13 protein-coding genes and 1 tRNA gene are annotated in these 15,599 nt (G+C 68.6%); 4 read left to right on the plus strand and 10 right to left on the minus strand.

Features of this window, described 5'->3' with window-relative positions:
• Nucleotides 1-221: 221 nt before the first annotated feature.
• The 10 genes from VT50_RS40445 to dnaA form a co-directional block, all read right to left on the minus strand.
• Nucleotides 222-356 (minus strand): DLW-39 family protein, encoded by a 135-nt coding sequence (locus VT50_RS40445; protein ID WP_003958712.1) that lies wholly within the window; start codon nucleotides 354-356, stop codon nucleotides 222-224.
• A 191-nt stretch (nucleotides 357-547) separates the two neighbouring features.
• Nucleotides 548-621 (minus strand) — tRNA-Ile (locus tag VT50_RS16100).
• Between the two features lie 62 nt (nucleotides 622-683).
• Nucleotides 684-1,457: a DUF3566 domain-containing protein gene (locus tag VT50_RS16105; protein WP_075200291.1), complete on the minus strand. Its 774-nt coding sequence runs from the start codon at nucleotides 1,455-1,457 to the stop codon at nucleotides 684-686.
• 3 nt (nucleotides 1,458-1,460) lie between these two features.
• Nucleotides 1,461-4,085 carry a DNA gyrase subunit A gene (gene gyrA / locus VT50_RS16110; RefSeq protein ID WP_046085117.1) on the minus strand — a complete coding sequence of 875 codons (2,625 nt, stop codon included), beginning with the start codon at nucleotides 4,083-4,085 and terminating at the stop codon, nucleotides 1,461-1,463.
• 42 nt (nucleotides 4,086-4,127) lie between these two features.
• Entirely contained in the window at nucleotides 4,128-6,158 is a 2,031-nt protein-coding gene (gene gyrB, locus VT50_RS16115) for a DNA topoisomerase (ATP-hydrolyzing) subunit B (RefSeq protein WP_046085116.1), read from the minus strand.
• 306 nt (nucleotides 6,159-6,464) lie between these two features.
• Nucleotides 6,465-7,025, minus strand: coding sequence for a DciA family protein (locus VT50_RS16120; protein ID WP_046085115.1), 561 nt, complete (start codon nucleotides 7,023-7,025; stop codon nucleotides 6,465-6,467).
• Nucleotides 7,022-8,164, minus strand: a complete 1,143-nt coding sequence (recF, locus tag VT50_RS16125; RefSeq protein WP_046085114.1) for a DNA replication/repair protein RecF — start codon at nucleotides 8,162-8,164, stop codon at nucleotides 7,022-7,024. Before recF ends, VT50_RS16120 begins: the two co-directional genes overlap by 4 nt.
• Nucleotides 8,165-8,241: 77 nt before the next feature.
• Nucleotides 8,242-9,123 (minus strand): phosphogluconate dehydrogenase (NAD(+)-dependent, decarboxylating), encoded by an 882-nt coding sequence (gene gnd, locus VT50_RS16130; RefSeq protein WP_046085113.1) that lies wholly within the window; start codon nucleotides 9,121-9,123, stop codon nucleotides 8,242-8,244.
• 105 nt (nucleotides 9,124-9,228) lie between these two features.
• Nucleotides 9,229-10,359 (minus strand): DNA polymerase III subunit beta, encoded by a 1,131-nt coding sequence (gene dnaN / locus VT50_RS16135; RefSeq protein ID WP_046085112.1) that lies wholly within the window; start codon nucleotides 10,357-10,359, stop codon nucleotides 9,229-9,231.
• A gap of 895 nt (nucleotides 10,360-11,254) precedes the next feature.
• Nucleotides 11,255-13,129 carry a chromosomal replication initiator protein DnaA gene (gene dnaA, locus VT50_RS16145; protein ID WP_075200290.1) on the minus strand — a complete coding sequence of 625 codons (1,875 nt, stop codon included), beginning with the start codon at nucleotides 13,127-13,129 and terminating at the stop codon, nucleotides 11,255-11,257.
• Between the two features lie 437 nt (nucleotides 13,130-13,566).
• Here dnaA and rpmH point away from each other — a divergent pair, with 437 nt between their 5' ends.
• From rpmH to yidC, 4 genes are read left to right on the plus strand one after another with little or no spacing between them, the layout of a single operon-like run.
• On the plus strand, nucleotides 13,567-13,704 hold the full coding sequence (gene rpmH / locus VT50_RS16150; protein ID WP_003956500.1) for a 50S ribosomal protein L34: 138 nt from the start codon (nucleotides 13,567-13,569) through the stop codon (nucleotides 13,702-13,704).
• Nucleotides 13,705-13,728: 24 nt separating this feature from the next.
• Nucleotides 13,729-14,112 carry a ribonuclease P protein component gene (gene rnpA, locus VT50_RS16155; RefSeq protein ID WP_075200289.1) on the plus strand — a complete coding sequence of 128 codons (384 nt, stop codon included), beginning with the start codon at nucleotides 13,729-13,731 and terminating at the stop codon, nucleotides 14,110-14,112.
• Nucleotides 14,109-14,426 carry a membrane protein insertion efficiency factor YidD gene (gene yidD / locus VT50_RS16160; RefSeq protein WP_020869966.1) on the plus strand — a complete coding sequence of 106 codons (318 nt, stop codon included), beginning with the start codon at nucleotides 14,109-14,111 and terminating at the stop codon, nucleotides 14,424-14,426. The genes rnpA and yidD overlap by 4 nt, the downstream gene beginning before the upstream one ends.
• Before the next feature lie 3 nt (nucleotides 14,427-14,429).
• Nucleotides 14,430-15,590, plus strand: a complete 1,161-nt coding sequence (yidC, locus tag VT50_RS16165) for a membrane protein insertase YidC (RefSeq protein WP_046085110.1) — start codon at nucleotides 14,430-14,432, stop codon at nucleotides 15,588-15,590.
• Nucleotides 15,591-15,599 lie beyond the last annotated feature (9 nt).

Consider the following 15,599-nt stretch of genomic DNA (forward strand, 5'->3'; position numbering starts at 1 on the left):
CGTCACTCCTCGTCGTACAGGCCGGTCGGCCCGCTCAACTTTGCCTGTGCAAGCTATTCGTTTGCGAGAGTGAAACACGAAGACCCCCCGTCATCCCATCCCCCGCACCCCCGGCCCCCGACGCCCCCACCCTGGCGCCACCGCGCCACCGCGCCAGTAAAGCCGACGAGGCCCCGACCGCTCCAGCGGTCGGGGCCCCGCACTAGGACTGTTGTAGGAGCTCACACACCCGAACCTGCGGGTACGGAGTCGGTCGCCTCCGTCCACAGATCCTGCTCGGCGCGATCCGCCTGGATCTGGCGGTACACGAGGAGCCCGCCGATGGCGGCCAGTGCGACCAGGAGCAGCTTCTTCACCGCGCTACCTCGTCTCTTTCTTGACGTAGGGGACCTCTGGCGCCCGATGATACACACCGACCGATACCGATCGGTGACCTATGACCGGCATTGGCCGAGGAGAAATCGGGAAGGAGACGGGGATCAACTCCCTGCCTCCATACGACATCAGCCCGGACGGAAAAAATCTCCATCCAGGCTGATCGCGACGGTGGGGCTAACAGGACTTGAACCTGTGGCCTCTTCCTTATCAGGGAAGCGCTCTAACCGTCTGAGCTATAGCCCCGCGCTGCACCGAAAGATTAGCGCACCACCTGCCCCGTCCCAAAATCGGTAACGGCCGGGCCGCTACTCGTCCTCGGCCAGGGTCAGCTCGACGCCGCCCACAAAACCCGCCGACAAGTTGTAGATAAAGGCCCCGAGCGTGGCCAGCGCGGTCGCCAGCACCACATTGATCACGGCGATGATCCCGGTGAACCCCAGGACACGCGGAAGCGACAGGAAGGACTCCAGGTCGAACCCGCTGCCCTCCTGCGACTCCGTGGCGTCGCTTATGGTGCCGCCCACCGCGCTGAAGACGCCCATGGCGTCCATGACCATCCACAGCACCGCCACCGCGATCACGGTGCAGATCCCCAGCGCGATCGCCAGCAGAAAGCTGACCTTCATGACCGACCACGGATCGACCCTGGCGACCCGCAGCCGCGCCTTACGGGTCCGCGGCGCCGGACGGGCCCCCGCGGACGTACGGGGGCGGCGGACGGCCGTGGCGGCCTGCTGGTACCCCGTCTGGGCGGCCTGTGCCGACTGCCCGGGCACCGCGGAGCCGCCCCGCCCGGCCCCGCCGCCGGGCGGCGGGGCGTATGCCTGCGGCGGGTGGTACGGCTGCGCGGGCTGGGCGGGAGCGGGACGCTCGTTGGGGAGCGGGCTGGAGTACTGGGGCTTGGGGTGCGGATCGCGCTGCGGCCGCAGCTTCCGGGTCTCGGTCACCGCCGCGGGGGCGGAGTCCCCGGCCGGGCCACGGGCGCCGTCCCCAGCGGTGTGACCGCCCGTCGGGGCTCCTGATCCCGGATGCCCTCCGGCGTCCGCACCGCCGCCCGCGGCACCCGTGGCTCCACTCACGACTTACTCCTCGGTCTCGTCGGCCGGGGGCGCTGTGCCCTCGGCCGCCTCGGACTCGGCCTCCTCGGCTGGTGCGTTCCCGGCCGCGATCTCTTCCTCGACCTCTTCAGCCTCACGACCGGCCTCGGCGTTCCGGGCGATGCCGACGACGGCATCGCGCTTGCCCAGGTTGATCAGTTGGACGCCCATGGTGTCACGGCCCGTCTCCCTGACCTCATTGACCCGGGTGCGGATCACGCCACCGCTGAGCGTGATGGCGAGGATCTCATCGGTCTCCTCGACCACCAGCGCCCCGACCAGGGAACCACGGTCCTCGACGATCTTCGCCGCCTTGATGCCGAGGCCACCGCGCCCCTGGACGCGGTATTCATCGACATTGGTCCGCTTGGCGTACCCGCCGTCGGTGGCGGTGAACACGAACGTACCGGGCCTGACGACATTCATCGAGAGGAGCTCGTCGCCCTCGCGGAAGCTCATGCCCTTCACGCCGGAGGTCGCGCGCCCCATCGGGCGCAGCGAGTCATCGGTCGCCGTGAACCGGATCGACTGCGCCTTCTTGCTGATCAGCAGCAGATCGTCCGCGGAGGAGACCAGCTCGGCCCCGATCAGCTCGTCCTCGCGGCCGTCCTCCATCGCCCGGAGGTTGATCGCGATCACACCGCCCGAGCGGGGCGAGTCGTAGTCCTTCAGCGGGGTCTTCTTCACCAGCCCGGACTTGGTGGCCAGCACCAGGTACGGCACCGCCTCGTAGTCCCGGATGGCGAGGATCCGCGCGATCTTCTCATCGGGCTGGAAGGCCAGCAGATTCGCCACATGCTGGCCGCGCGCGTCGCGCCCCGCGTCGGGGAGCTCGTACGCCTTCGCCCGGTAGACCCGGCCCTTGTTGGTGAAGAACAGCAGCCAGTGGTGGGTGGTCGAGACGAAGAAGTGGGAGACGATGTCGTCCTGCTTCAGCTTCGTCCCCCGCACGCCCTTGCCACCGCGCTTCTGCGAGCGGTAGTCCTCGGTCTTGGTGCGCTTCACATAGCCGCCACGCGTGATCGTGACGACGATGTCCTCCTCGGCGATCAGGTCCTCGATGGACATGTCGCCGTCGAAGGGGACCAGCTTGGTGCGCCGGTCGTCGCCGAACTTCTCGACGATCGCGGTCAGCTCCTCGCTGATGATCTGCCGCTGCCGCTCGGGCGAGGCCAGGATCGCGTTGTACTCGTTGATCTTCACCTGGAGCTCGTCGTGCTCCTGGACGATCTTCTGCCGCTCCAGGGCGGCCAGTCGCCGCAGCTGCATCTCGAGGATCGCGTTCGCCTGGATCTCGTCGATCTCCAGCAGGCCCATCAGGCCCTCGCGCGCGGTCTCCACCGTGTCGCTGCGCCGGATCAGCGCGATGACCTCGTCGATCGCGTCCAGGGCCTTGAGCAGACCGCGCAGGATGTGCGCGCGCTCCTCGGCCTTGCGCAGCCGGAAGCGGGTCCGGCGGACGATGACCTCGATCTGGTGGGTGACCCAGTTGCGGATGAACGCGTCCAGCGAGAGGGTGCGCGGCACGCCGTCGACCAGCGCCAGCATGTTGGCACCGAAGTTGGTCTGCAGATCGGTGTGCTTGTAGAGGTTGTTGATGACGACCTTGGCGACCGCGTCCCGCTTGAGCACGATGACCAGGCGCTGGCCGGTGCGCGATGAGGTCTCGTCGCGGACGTCGGCGATGCCGCCGACCCTGCCGTCCTTCACCAGGTCGGCGATCTTCTGCGCGAGGTTGTCCGGGTTCACCTGGTACGGCAGCTCGGTGACCACCAGGCACTGCCGGCCCTGGATCTCCTCGACCTCCACCACCGCGCGCATGGTGATCGAGCCGCGCCCGGTGCGGTACGCCTCCTCGATGCCCTTACGGCCGACGACCAGGGCGCCGGTCGGGAAGTCCGGGCCCTTGATCCGGTCGACCAGCGCGTCGAGCAGCTCCTCCTGGGTGGCCTCGGGGTTGGCCAGCGCCCACTGGGCGCCCTCGGCCACCTCGCGCAGATTGTGCGGCGGGATGTTGGTGGCCATGCCGACCGCGATCCCCGCCGAGCCGTTGATCAGCAGATTGGGGAAGCGGGCCGGCAGGACCGTCGGCTCCTGGTTACGGCCGTCGTAGTTGTCCTGGAAGTCGACGGTCTCCTCGTCGATGTCCCGGAGCATCTCCATCGACAGCGGCGCCATCTTGCACTCGGTGTACCGCATGGCCGCCGCGGGGTCGTTGCCCGGGGAGCCGAAGTTGCCGTTGGAGTCGACCAGCGGCATCCGCATGGACCACGGCTGGGCCAGCCGCACCAGCGCGTCGTAGATCGACGAGTCGCCGTGCGGGTGGTAGGTGCCCATGACGTCACCGACGACGCGGGCGCACTTGTAGAAGCCCTTCTCGGGGCGGTACCCGCCGTCGTACATCGCGTACAGCACCCGGCGGTGCACCGGCTTGAGGCCGTCCCGGACGTCGGGCAGCGCACGGCTGACGATCACGCTCATCGCGTAATCGAGGTACGAGCGCTGCATCTCCGTCTCGAGGCCCACCGCCTCGACGCGGAGGGCGGCGCCCTCGGCGAGCTCGTCGGGGGTCAGGTCGTCGGGCGTGTTCGGGGTGTTCTCGTCGGCCATTGCTGGTCAAAGTCCTTCTGTCGTCTGCGGCTGGGGGCCGACTCAGATGTCGAGGAAGCGGACATCCTTGGCGTTGCGCTGGATGAACGAGCGCCGTGCCTCGACGTCCTCACCCATGAGGACCGAGAACAGGTCGTCGGCCTGGGCCGCGTCGTCCAGCGTGACCTGGCCGAGGACACGGTGGTCCTGGTCCATCGTGGTCACCCGCAGCTCTTCGGCGTTCATCTCGCCCAGGCCCTTGAAGCGCTGGACGGAGTCGTCCCTGATGCGCTTGCCCTGCTCCCGGCCGGCCTGGATCAGCGCGTCCCGCTCCCGGTCCGAGTACGCGTACTCGACCTCGTCCCGGCCCCACTTGATCTTGTAGAGGGGCGGGCGGGACAGGAAGACATGGCCCGCCTCGACCAGCGGGCGCATAAAGCGGAAGAGGAAGGTCAGCAGCAGGGTGTTGATGTGCTGGCCGTCGACATCGGCGTCCGCCATCAGAATGATCTTGTGATAGCGGAGCTTGGCGATGTCGAAGTCCTCGTGCACCCCGGTGCCGAAGGCGGAGATCAGCGCCTGGACCTCGTTGTTCTGGAGGATCTTGTCGACCCGGGCCTTCTCGACGTTGAGGATCTTGCCTCGGATCGGGAGGATCGCCTGATACTGCGGATTGCGGCCGGACTTGGCCGAGCCGCCGGCGGAGTCACCCTCGACGATGAAGATCTCGCACTTCGACGGGTCGTTGGACTGGCAGTCGCTCAGCTTGCCCGGCAGCGACGCGGTCTCCAGCAGCCCCTTGCGGCGGGTCAGATCGCGCGCCTTACGGGCGGCGACGCGGGCCGTGGCCGCCTGGATGCCCTTGCGGACGATGTCCGCCGCCTCATTGGGGTTACGGTCCAGCCAGTCGGCGAGATGCTCGTTGACGATCTTCTGGACGAAGGTCTTGGCCTCCGTGTTGCCCAGCTTGGTCTTGGTCTGGCCCTCGAACTGGGGCTCGCCCAGCTTGACCGAGATGATGGCCGTAAGGCCCTCACGGATGTCCTCACCGGTGAGGTTGTCATCGCGCTCCCGGAGCAGCTTCTTGTCCCGCGCGTACTTGTTGATCAGATACGTCAGCGCGGCGCGGAAGCCCTCCTCGTGGGTGCCGCCCTCATGGGTGTGGATGGTGTTCGCGAAGCTGTAGACACCCTCGGTGTACTGGGCGTTCCACTGCATCGCGATCTCGAGGGAGAGCATCCGCTCCTTGTCCTCGGCCTCGAAGCCGATCACCGTGGGGTGGACCAGCTCGCCCTTGCGGGAGTTGAGGTAGGTGACGAAGTCGACGATGCCGCCCTCGTAGTGGTACTTCACGGAGAGCGGCTTGCCCTCCTCGTCCACATGGGCCTCGCGCTCGTCCGTCAGCGAGATCGACAGGCCCTTGTTGAGGAACGCCATCTCCTGGAAGCGCCGGGCCAGCGTCTCGAAGGAGTACTCGGTGGTCTCGAAGACGTCCGGGTCCGCCCAGAAGGTGACCGTGGTGCCGGTGACCTCCGTGGCCTCGTTCCGGGCCAGGGGCGCGGTCGGCACTCCGGTCTTGTAGTCCTGGGTCCAGCGGTAGCCGTCCGTCCTGACCTCGACCGACACCTTCGACGACAGGGCGTTGACGACGGAGACGCCGACGCCGTGCAGACCGCCGGAGACGGCGTAGCCGCCGCCGCCGAACTTGCCGCCCGCGTGCAGCACGGTCAGCACGACCTCCACGGCCGGCTTCCCCTCCGAGGGGACGATGCCCACCGGGATCCCGCGGCCGTTGTCCACGACGCGGACGCCGCCGTCGGCGAGGATCGTGACCTCGATGCTGTCCGCGTGACCGGCCATGGCCTCGTCGACGGAGTTGTCGACGACCTCCTGGACGAGGTGGTGCAGGCCGCGCTCACCGGTGGAACCGATGTACATACCGGGTCGCTTGCGGACCGCCTCCAGCCCCTCCAGAACGGTGATCGCACTGGCGTCGTACGACGGCGGAGCCAGGGCCTCGTCGTCGGGCGTGGACGGGATGTTTTCGATGGGGTTGCCGGAATCGGCCACGAAGCGCCCTTTCTGGCACAGCACAAGCCGTCTCCGGGCAGGCGGGAGCGGCTGCGTCGTTCAACATGTGTCCGCAAGCGCTCGGTGCGCCAGCGGCGACGGTGTACGGCCCCAGTCTACCGGTAGCGCCGACAAGAATGGGGGCTTGCTGCCGCCTGAGTCCGCATGTGCCGCCCTGAACCGGCCGCCGCCGACTCCCCATATGCGGGGACGGGCTCCAAGAGGCTCACGCCGCCACTCAGCGCTTCGGGCTGTCAACCACCGGCTACCGTGACCGGGGTCTCAGCAGTCACCCTGTTACCCCCGGTTAACAGCAGGGCTCACACCGGATCACCCGTAGGTGTCCCCCGGGCCCGTGGAACCCGGGGAGCGCAGCGGGCCGTAGCGCCGGGACGGGCCCCCGGGGCCCAGAACCTTGATCAGCTTCACCGTGCCCTGGCCCAGGTCGGCGTTGAGCCTGGCCACGAGCTGGGGCGCGAGCAGCCGCAGCTGGGTCGCCCACGCCGTGGAGTCACAACGCACCGTGAGCACCCTGGCGTCCTCGTCATAGCGCAGGGGCTCGCAGTGCTGGGCCACCTCAGGGCCCACCATCTGGGGCCAGCGGCCCATCACCCCGCCGACCGCGGCCGGGGTCTCCCAGCCACGCTCGGTGATCAGCCGGTTGATCGCCGCGCCGAGCGGAAGCGGATCGCGGCCATCGGCGCGCGCGCCGGAGCGCAGGCCCCCTCTGCGCGCCTGCTTCTTCTGCTGGGCCGCGGCTCCCCGGGCGCGCGCCTGCTCCTTGGCGGCGCGCAGCGCCACCCGCGCGAGGTCGACGCCCGACGGCTCGGGCACCGGTGAGGACCCGGGCGCCGCCGAGGGCCGCGCGGGCTGGTCCATTCCGTCCGTCATGCCCGCCGCACCTCGCCCTCGGACACCGCGTAGCGCGTACCGGCGAGCACCCCCGGGACGTCGTCCTCCACCGCCGCGGTCACCAACACCTGCTCCCCGGGGGCGACCAGCTCGGCCAGCCGCTCCCGGCGCCGCTCGTCCAGCTCAGCGAAGACGTCGTCGAGCACCAGCACCGGCTCGCCCGCCTCGGTGCGCAGCAGATCGTAGGAGGCCAGCCGCAGGGCGAGGGCGTACGACCAGGACTCGCCATGGCTGGCGTAGCCCTTCGCCGGGAGCCGGCCCAGCTTGAGCACCAGGTCGTCGCGGTGCGGGCCCACCAGGGTGACCCCGCGCTCGATCTCCTGCTTACGGGCCTCGGTGAGGGCGGCCATCAGCAGCTCGTACAGCTCCTCGCGGCTGCCCGCGCCGGCCGGCCCCTCACCGGCCGAACCGCGGTACTCCAGCAGCACCGGGCCGCCGCCCGGGGCGAGCTGTTCGTACGCCTTGTCGGCGAGGGGCTGGAGCACGGAGATCAGATCGAGCCGCTGGGCGAGCAGCTCGGCACCGGCCCGGGCCAGGTGCTGGTCCCAGACGTCGAGGGTGGACAGGGCCGCGTCGCCGCCCCCGCCGCGCGAACCGTGGCGCCGGGCCAGGGCGGCGGTCTTCAGCAGGGTGTTGCGCTGCTTCAGCACCCGGTCGTAGTCGGAGCGGACCCCCGCCATCCGGGGCGCCCGCGCGGTGATCAGCTCGTCCAGGAACCGGCGGCGCTCGCCCGGGTCGCCCTTCACCAGGGCCAGATCCTCGGGCGCGAACAGCACCGACCGCAGGATCCCCAGCACATCACGCGGCCTGACCTGCGAGGACCGATTGATACGGGCGCGATTGGCCTTGCCCGGGTTGAGCTCGAGCTCTATCAGCTGCTGCCGGTCCCCCTGGACGACCGCGGCCCGGACCACGGCCCGCTCGGCGCCCATGCGCACCAGCGGGGCGTCGGAGGAGACCCGGTGGCTGCCGAGGGTGGCGAGATAGCCGACGGCCTCGACGAGATTGGTCTTGCCCTGGCCGTTGGGCCCGACGAAGGCCGTGACGCCCGGGTCGAGCGCCACCTCGGCCCGGACGTACGAGCGGAAGTCGGCGAGCGAGAGATGCGTGACGTGCATGGTGGGCTGCGCCGACCTCCCCCGGCAGTACTGCTCGCTTCCCACCCCGAGGGGTGGCTGCTTCTCGTTGCTCCCGACTACTTCTCGTTGCTCTCGACCGCGTGGCCGCCAAACTGGTTGCGCAGCGCGGCGACCATCTTCATCTGCGGCGAGTCCTCCTGGCGGGAGGCGAATCGGGCGAAGAGCGACGCGGTGATCGCCGGCAGCGGCACGGCGTTGTCGATCGCGGCCTCCACGGTCCAGCGGCCCTCGCCGGAGTCCTCCGCGTAGCCCCGCAGCTTGCCCAGGTGCTCGTCCTCGTCCAGGGCGCGGACGGCCAGGTCAAGCAGCCAGGAGCGGATGACCGTGCCCTCCTGCCAGGAGCGGAGGACCTCGCGGACGTCGGTGACCGAGTCCACCTTCTCCAGCAGCTCCCAGCCCTCGGCGTAGGCCTGCATCATCGCGTACTCGATGCCGTTGTGGACCATCTTGGCGAAGTGGCCCGCGCCGACCTTTCCGGCGTGGACGGCGCCGCCCCCGGCCTCGGGCTTGAGCGCGTCGAAGATCGGCTGGACCCGGGCCACATGGTCGGCAGAGCCGCCGTACATCAGCGCGTAGCCGTTGTCCAGGCCCCAGACGCCGCCGGAGACACCGCAGTCGACGAAGCCTATGCCCTTGGCGTTGAGCTGCTCGGCGTGGATCTCGTCGTCGGTCCAGCGGGAGTTCCCGCCGTCCACGACGATGTCACCGGGCGACAGCAGCTCGGCCAGCTCATCGATGGTGATCTGGGTGGGGACGCCGGACGGGACCATGACCCACACCACGCGCGGGCCCTCGAGTTGGTTGACGAGCTCATCGATGCTGTGGACATCGGCGACGTCCGGGTTGCGGTCGTATCCGATGACGGTGTGGCCAGCGCGGCGGATGCGCTCGCGCATGTTGCCGCCCATCTTGCCGAGGCCGATGAGACCGAGCTCCATCAGTGATCCTTTGTGCCGTAGTCCGTTGCGTTTCGCGGTGAATCCGAGCCTACGCCCGTGGGTAGCCGCACAGATGTGGGCTACACCCGCTCATTCGCTCGGCCTTCAGCCGCTCAGCCGGACCGGCATGATCAGGTACTTGTACGCCTCGTCCGCCTCGGCGTCGATGGCGGGCTTGCCACTCAGCAGGGCGGGCTTGGTCGAGGTCGTGAAGGACAGCTGGGCGATCGGTGAGTCGATCGCGCTGAGGCCGTCCAGCAGGAACGTCGGGTTGAAGGCGATCGAGATGTCGTCGCCGTCGAGCTGGGCGTCCACCCTTTCCACAGCCTGTGCGTCGTCACTTGACCCGGCCTCCAGGATCAACACGCCCTGCTCGAAGGTGAGCCGCACCGGGGTGTTGCGCTCGGCGACCAGGGCCACCCGCTTGACGGCCTCGACGAACGGGGCGGTCTCGATCACCGCGACCGAGTTGAACTCGGTGGGGAAGAGCGTGCGGTACTTCGGCAGGTCGCCCTCGAGCAGCCGGGTGGTCGTACGGCGCCCGGCGCCCTCGAAGCCGATCAGGCCCTCGCCCGCACCCGAGCCGGAGAGCGCGAGCGCGACGGTGTCACCGCTGGTCAGCGACTTGGCGGTGTCGAGGAGCGTCTTGGCGGGCACCAGCGCGACGGCCGAGATGTCGGGGGTCTCGGGCTTCCACAGGAACTCGCGGACCGCGAAGCGGTAGCGGTCGGTGGAGGCCAGCGTGACGGTGTCGCCCTCGATCTCGATCCGCACACCCGTGAGCACCGGCAGGGTGTCATCACGGCCGGCGGCGATGGCGACCTGGGCCGCGGCGGCGGCGAAGACCTCACCCGGGACCGTGCCGGTCGCGGTCGGCATCTGCGGCAGCGCGGGGTACTCCTCCACAGGCAGGGTGTGGAGTGTGAATCGCGAGGAGCCGCAGACGACGGTCACCCGCACCCCGTCGCTGGAGATCTCCACGGGGCGGTTGGGGAGGGCGCGGCAGATGTCGGCGAGGAGACGGCCGGAGACGAGGACCGTGCCGTCGTCCTCGATGTCGGCCTCCACCGAGACGCGGGCCGAGACCTCGTAGTCGAAGCCGGAGAGGCTGAGGGTGCCTTCCTCCGCCTTCATCAGGATCCCCGCGAGGACGGGCACCGGCGGTCGGGCCGGGAGGCTGCGGGCTGTCCAGGCCACCGCCTCCGCGAGTACATCGCGCTCCACCCGGATCTTCACCGTAAGCCGCCTCCCGCTGTTGCTGGCTCGCCCTGCTGGCCTTCGTCGTCGGCTGTGTCGCCAGAGACCAGTCTGACGCACGCCGCCGACAGTCGGTGCGGCTCGGGGTCAAGTCGATGCACGGGGTGTCGGGCGGCTCGGCCCGAGGTTGTGCACAGGCCCCACTTCGAAGCGATTTCCTCGCTATCTCTATGTGGTCGTAGTAGTAGGCCCTGTGGAAACCGTGGAAAACTCGATCTGCCCTGGTCAGAGGCGCTTTTTTATCCACCGGCCCTGTGGGTGGAGGCCGTGGATAACCAGGGCTTTCTGTGGACGCCGAAGAGTTCTGCACATGCGATACACAGACATCGCCCGGTTCTCCCCAGCGTCGTCCCCAGGTTTACCCAGCTTCCCCACAGCCCAACCCGCCTCTTCGGTGTGACGCCTTTCACTCGGTCCGGTGACCGAGGCCGTTTCGTTGCCGAACAGTGGACAGCGGTGTGGAGAAGCTGTGGGCAACGGGCCCTCGGCTGTGGGTTGCCGGTGGACAAGCTGACGGGCGGCCTGTGGGCGCCTCCATCATCCACAGTCTGTGGACTCCGGTTAGCCACAATTCCACAACCCGCTGACCTCGGGTGATCCTCTTTTCATCGCGCACCCTGTGGACGCGATCGGGACAACTCCCATGTCCCCAGGGTGTGGACGGTGGATGAGCTGTGGATCTGTGGAGAACCATGGTGCCCGGGCCATGAATCGAACAGCTTCGTAGCCATGAACGACGAGGGTTCGCGAGGCAACAACGCGATGCGACAGAGGTAACAACGCGAGGCGACAAGGGGGGACGACGAAGGGCGCCCCGGGAGATGTCCGTCCCGGAGCGCCCTTCGGCGGTGCGCGGTGGCCCTGTGGGCCCCTGTCAGCCGTTCTTGATGCGGTTGGTCAGCTCGGTCACCTGGTTGTAGATGGAGCGCCGCTCGGCCATCAGCGCCCTGATCTTGCGGTCGGCGTGCATCACCGTCGTATGGTCGCGGCCGCCGAACTGCGCGCCGATCTTGGGCAGCGAGAGATCGGTCAGCTCCCGGCAGAGGTACATCGCGATCTGCCGCGCGGTGACCAGCACCCTGCTGCGGGAGGCGCCGCACAGATCGTCGACCGTGTGCCCGAAGTAGTCCGCGGTCGCGGCCATGATCGCGGTGGCGGTGATCTCCGGGGCCGCGTCCTCGCCGCCGGGGATCAGATCCTTGAGCACGATCTCGGTGAGCCCGAGGTCCACCGGCTGCCGGTTCAGGCTCGCGAAGGCCGTCACCCTGATCAGCGCGCCCTCCAGCTCACGGATGTTGCGGGAGATCCGCGAGGCGATGAACTCCAGCACCTCCGGCGGCGCGTTCAGCTGCTCCTGCACCGCCTTCTTGCGGAGGATCGCGATGCGTGTCTCCAGCTCCGGCGGCTGCACATCGGTGATCAGGCCCCACTCGAAGCGGTTGCGGAGCCGGTCCTCCAGGGTGACCAGCTGCTTGGGCGGCCGGTCGGAGGAGAGCACGATCTGCTTGTTGGCGTTGTGGAGCGTATTGAAGGTGTGGAAGAACTCCTCCTGCGTCGACTCCTTGCTCGCCAGGAACTGGATGTCGTCGACCAGCAGGATGTCCATGTCGCGGTAGCGCTTGCGGAACGCGTCCGCCTTGCCGTCGCGGATGGAGTTGATGAACTCGTTGGTGAACTCCTCCGAGCTCACATAGCGCACCCGGGTGCCGGGGTAGAGGCTGCGCGCGTAGTGCCCGATGGCATGCAGCAGATGGGTCTTGCCGAGCCCGGACTCGCCGTAGATGAACAGCGGGTTGTACGCCTTGGCCGGCGCCTCGGCGACGGCGACCGCCGCGGCGTGCGCGAAGCGGTTGGAGGCGCCGATGACGAAGGTGTCGAAGAGGTACTTGGGGTTCAGCCGCGCGGTCGGCTCACCGGGGCCGGACGCGGGCGCGGGTTGAGCGGCGAGCGGGCCGGGGGCGCCGGTCTGCGAGGGCAGTACGGGCGGTCCGCCGCGGGCGCGCTCGAGCGGGTCGGGCAGATCGTGGCGCTGCTCGTACGGCGGGCGCTCGGGGCTCGGCGCGGGGCCGGGGATGCCAGCGGGACCGCCGCCGGGGCCGGGGCCCGGCCCGGGGCGTTCGGCGCCCGGACCGCGGTAGTCGCCGCGCGGCTGGTCGTACGGCTGCTGGTCATAGCCAGACTGCTGGTCATAGCCGGAGGAGGCGTGCCGGGAGGCATACGGGTCGCTCTCCGGGAAGCCGCCGAGCCGGGGCTGCTGCCAGCCATAGTCGTCATGGCCCCGCGGCCAGGCGCCCGGTTCGGGGCGCGACTGCTGATACCCGGGGTACGCGGGGCGGGCCGATGGAAGATCGTCCGCCGCCTGGCGGCTGTAGCCGTCCCGGCCGTCGTAGCCCTCGTAGGACTCGCGGTTCTCGTAGGACTCGCGCTGATCGCGCTGGGGCTGCGGGGGGACGATCGGTTCACCCGCGGACTCGTCCACGGTGATCGCGATGCGGATCGGGCGGCCGCACTCCCGGCTCAGTGTTTCGCTGACGACGGGGGCCAGCCGTCCCTCCAGTACGCCCTTGGCGAACTCATTGGGGACGGCGAGCAGTGCGGTGTCGGCGACCAGCGCGAGGGGCTGGCACCGCTTGATCCAGTGCTCGTCCTTGGCCTCGACGCCTTGTCCGCCCTGTCCGGAACCCTCTCCCAGCAGCCGCTCGAGCACGCGTGGCCACACTGCGGCAAGATCGGCGGGTACGTCAGCCACAGGGCACGCTCTCTCACTCGCTGGGTGGGGGACGCCGACAGGTCCCACGAATGCGTGGTTCTCGGGACGGGCGTGAAGGAATCGGAGCCTAGCCACGGTAGTCAGGCCGGGGTACGCGGTTCAAGTCGTTGTCCACAGGGTGTGTACAAATGTGCCATGCGATGTCGCCGGGCGTTCCCTTGCCCCTAGGCTGTGGGGGGATAGCGTGCCGTCAGGGTGTCGGCCACCGGTTTGACCGGATGGCGTAACCGCGCGTACCGTAACCAGGTCGAGTTGTCGATGGCTGCTGCCGCCTGCCTCCGATGGGCAAGGATTCACGGGCTGATGATCCGTGGTCGTGAAGCGGTGCACTCGGGCGTATTGCGAGCTACTCGTGGGCGCACGGTGACAGCCAAGCGATAGACCGCCACCATCCGATTCATTTCTGGAGCCCCCGAGTGAGCAAGCGCACCTTCCAGCCGAACAACCGCCGCCGCGCGAAGACCCACGGCTTCCGGCTGCGTATGCGCACCCGTGCCGGCCGCGCGATCCTCGCGTCCCGCCGCAGCAAGGGTCGCGCCCGCCTGTCGGCCTGAGCAGCCTGACCCAAGGTCCATGACGTGCTGCCTACCGAACATCGGCTGAGGCGGCGCGAGGACTTCGCGGCCGCGGTACGCCGAGGACGCAGGGCCGGGCGCCCGCTCCTTGTCGTGCATCTTCGTACCGGCCTCACCAGCGGTGATACGGACCCGCACGCATCCGGGGAGAGTGCTCCTCCGGCGCGTGCGGGTTTCGTCGTAAGCAAGGCTGTGGGTGGCGCCGTCGTCCGCAATCTGGTGAAGCGGAGACTGCGCCATCTGATGCGGGACCGCATCGACCGATTTCCCGCAGGTAGCCTTGTGGTCGTACGGGCGCTGTCCGGCGCGGGTGAGGCGGGTCACGACCAGCTGGCCCGTGATCTCGACACGGCAGTGCAGCGGCTACTGGGAGGGGTGCCGCGATGAAGTATCCGCTGCTGTGGTTGATCAAGCTGTACCAGTGGACCATCAGCCCGATGCTGGGACCGGTCTGCAAGTACTACCCGTCGTGCTCGCACTATGGCTATACGGCCATCAACCGGCACGGCGCGGTGAAAGGAACGGCGCTGACGGCCTGGCGCATCCTGCGCTGCAATCCATGGTCACTCGGTGGCGTCGACCACGTCCCGCCCCGGAAGCGTCCGGTGTGGCACCAGCGGCTGCGGAACCGCCTCGGCGGGCATCCGGCTGTGGAGCCTGCCGCACAGCCCGAGACCCAGCCCAAAGCCCAAGGAGCCTGATTCGTGGACACGATCCTCGGTCCTCTTTATGACGTAGTTTCCTGGATCATCGTCCAGTTCCACTCGTTCTACAGCTTGATCTTCGATCGGGACAGTGGCTGGGCGTGGGGTCTGTCCATCGTTTCGCTGGTGGTGCTGATCCGGATCTGCCTGATCCCGCTCTTCGTGAAGCAGATCAAGTCGACGCGGAACATGCAGGCGCTCCAGCCCAGGATGAAGGCGATCCAGGAGCGCTACAAGAGCGACAAGCAGCGCCAGTCCGAAGAGATGATGAAGCTCTACAAGGAGACGGGTACCAACCCGCTCTCGAGCTGTCTGCCGATCCTCGCGCAGTCACCGTTCTTCATCTCGCTGTACCAGGTGCTCAACCACATCGCGAACAACAAGACGGTCGGTGTCATCGACCAGTCGCTGCTGGACAGCGCCCGTAACGCCCATATCTTCGGTGCTCCGCTGTCGGTGAAGTTCATGGACTCGGCCTCGAAGGTCGAATCCCTCGGCGCCTCGCTGACCGACGTCCGCGTCGTGACGATCACCATGATCGTCCTGATGTCGGCCTCGCAGTTCTTCACCCAGCGCCAGCTGATGACCAAGAACGTCGACCTCACGGTGAAGACGCCGTTCATGCAGCAGCAGAAGATGCTGATGTACGTCTTCCCGATCATGTTCGCCGTCTTCGGCATCAACTTCCCCGTCGGTGTCCTCGTCTACTGGCTGACCACCAACGTCTGGACCATGGGCCAGCAGATGTTCGTCATCCGCCGGAACCCGACCCCGGGCAGCGTGGCCTTCCAGGCCCGCCAGGAGCGGCTGCGGGCGAGCGGCAAGCTGAAGGAGGAGCCGGCCGAGGTCGCCGCGAAGGAGGCGGCCGAGACGGCGCGCGCCAACCGTCAGCAGCCCAAGCGCCAGACCAAGTCCCAGCGCGCCACGACCGGCCACAGCCGGGCCAGCTCGCAGCCGGCCTCCCCGACCTCCTTGGAGAAGTCCCCCGAGGACAAGCCCGTCGAGAAGGAGGGCCCGGGGCAGAAGCAGGGCTCGGCACAGAAGAAGGGCGTGCAGGGTGGCAAGCCGGCCGGCGGCGGCTCGGCTTCCGGCTCCTCCCGTGGCTCGAAGTCCGGCCAGCGCAAGGGCCAGCAGCGCCCCAAGCACCCGTCCAAGAAGTAACGAAGGAGT

This window comes from Streptomyces antioxidans (genome assembly GCF_000968685.2).
Taxonomy (GTDB): Bacteria; Actinomycetota; Actinomycetes; order Streptomycetales; family Streptomycetaceae; genus Streptomyces; species Streptomyces antioxidans.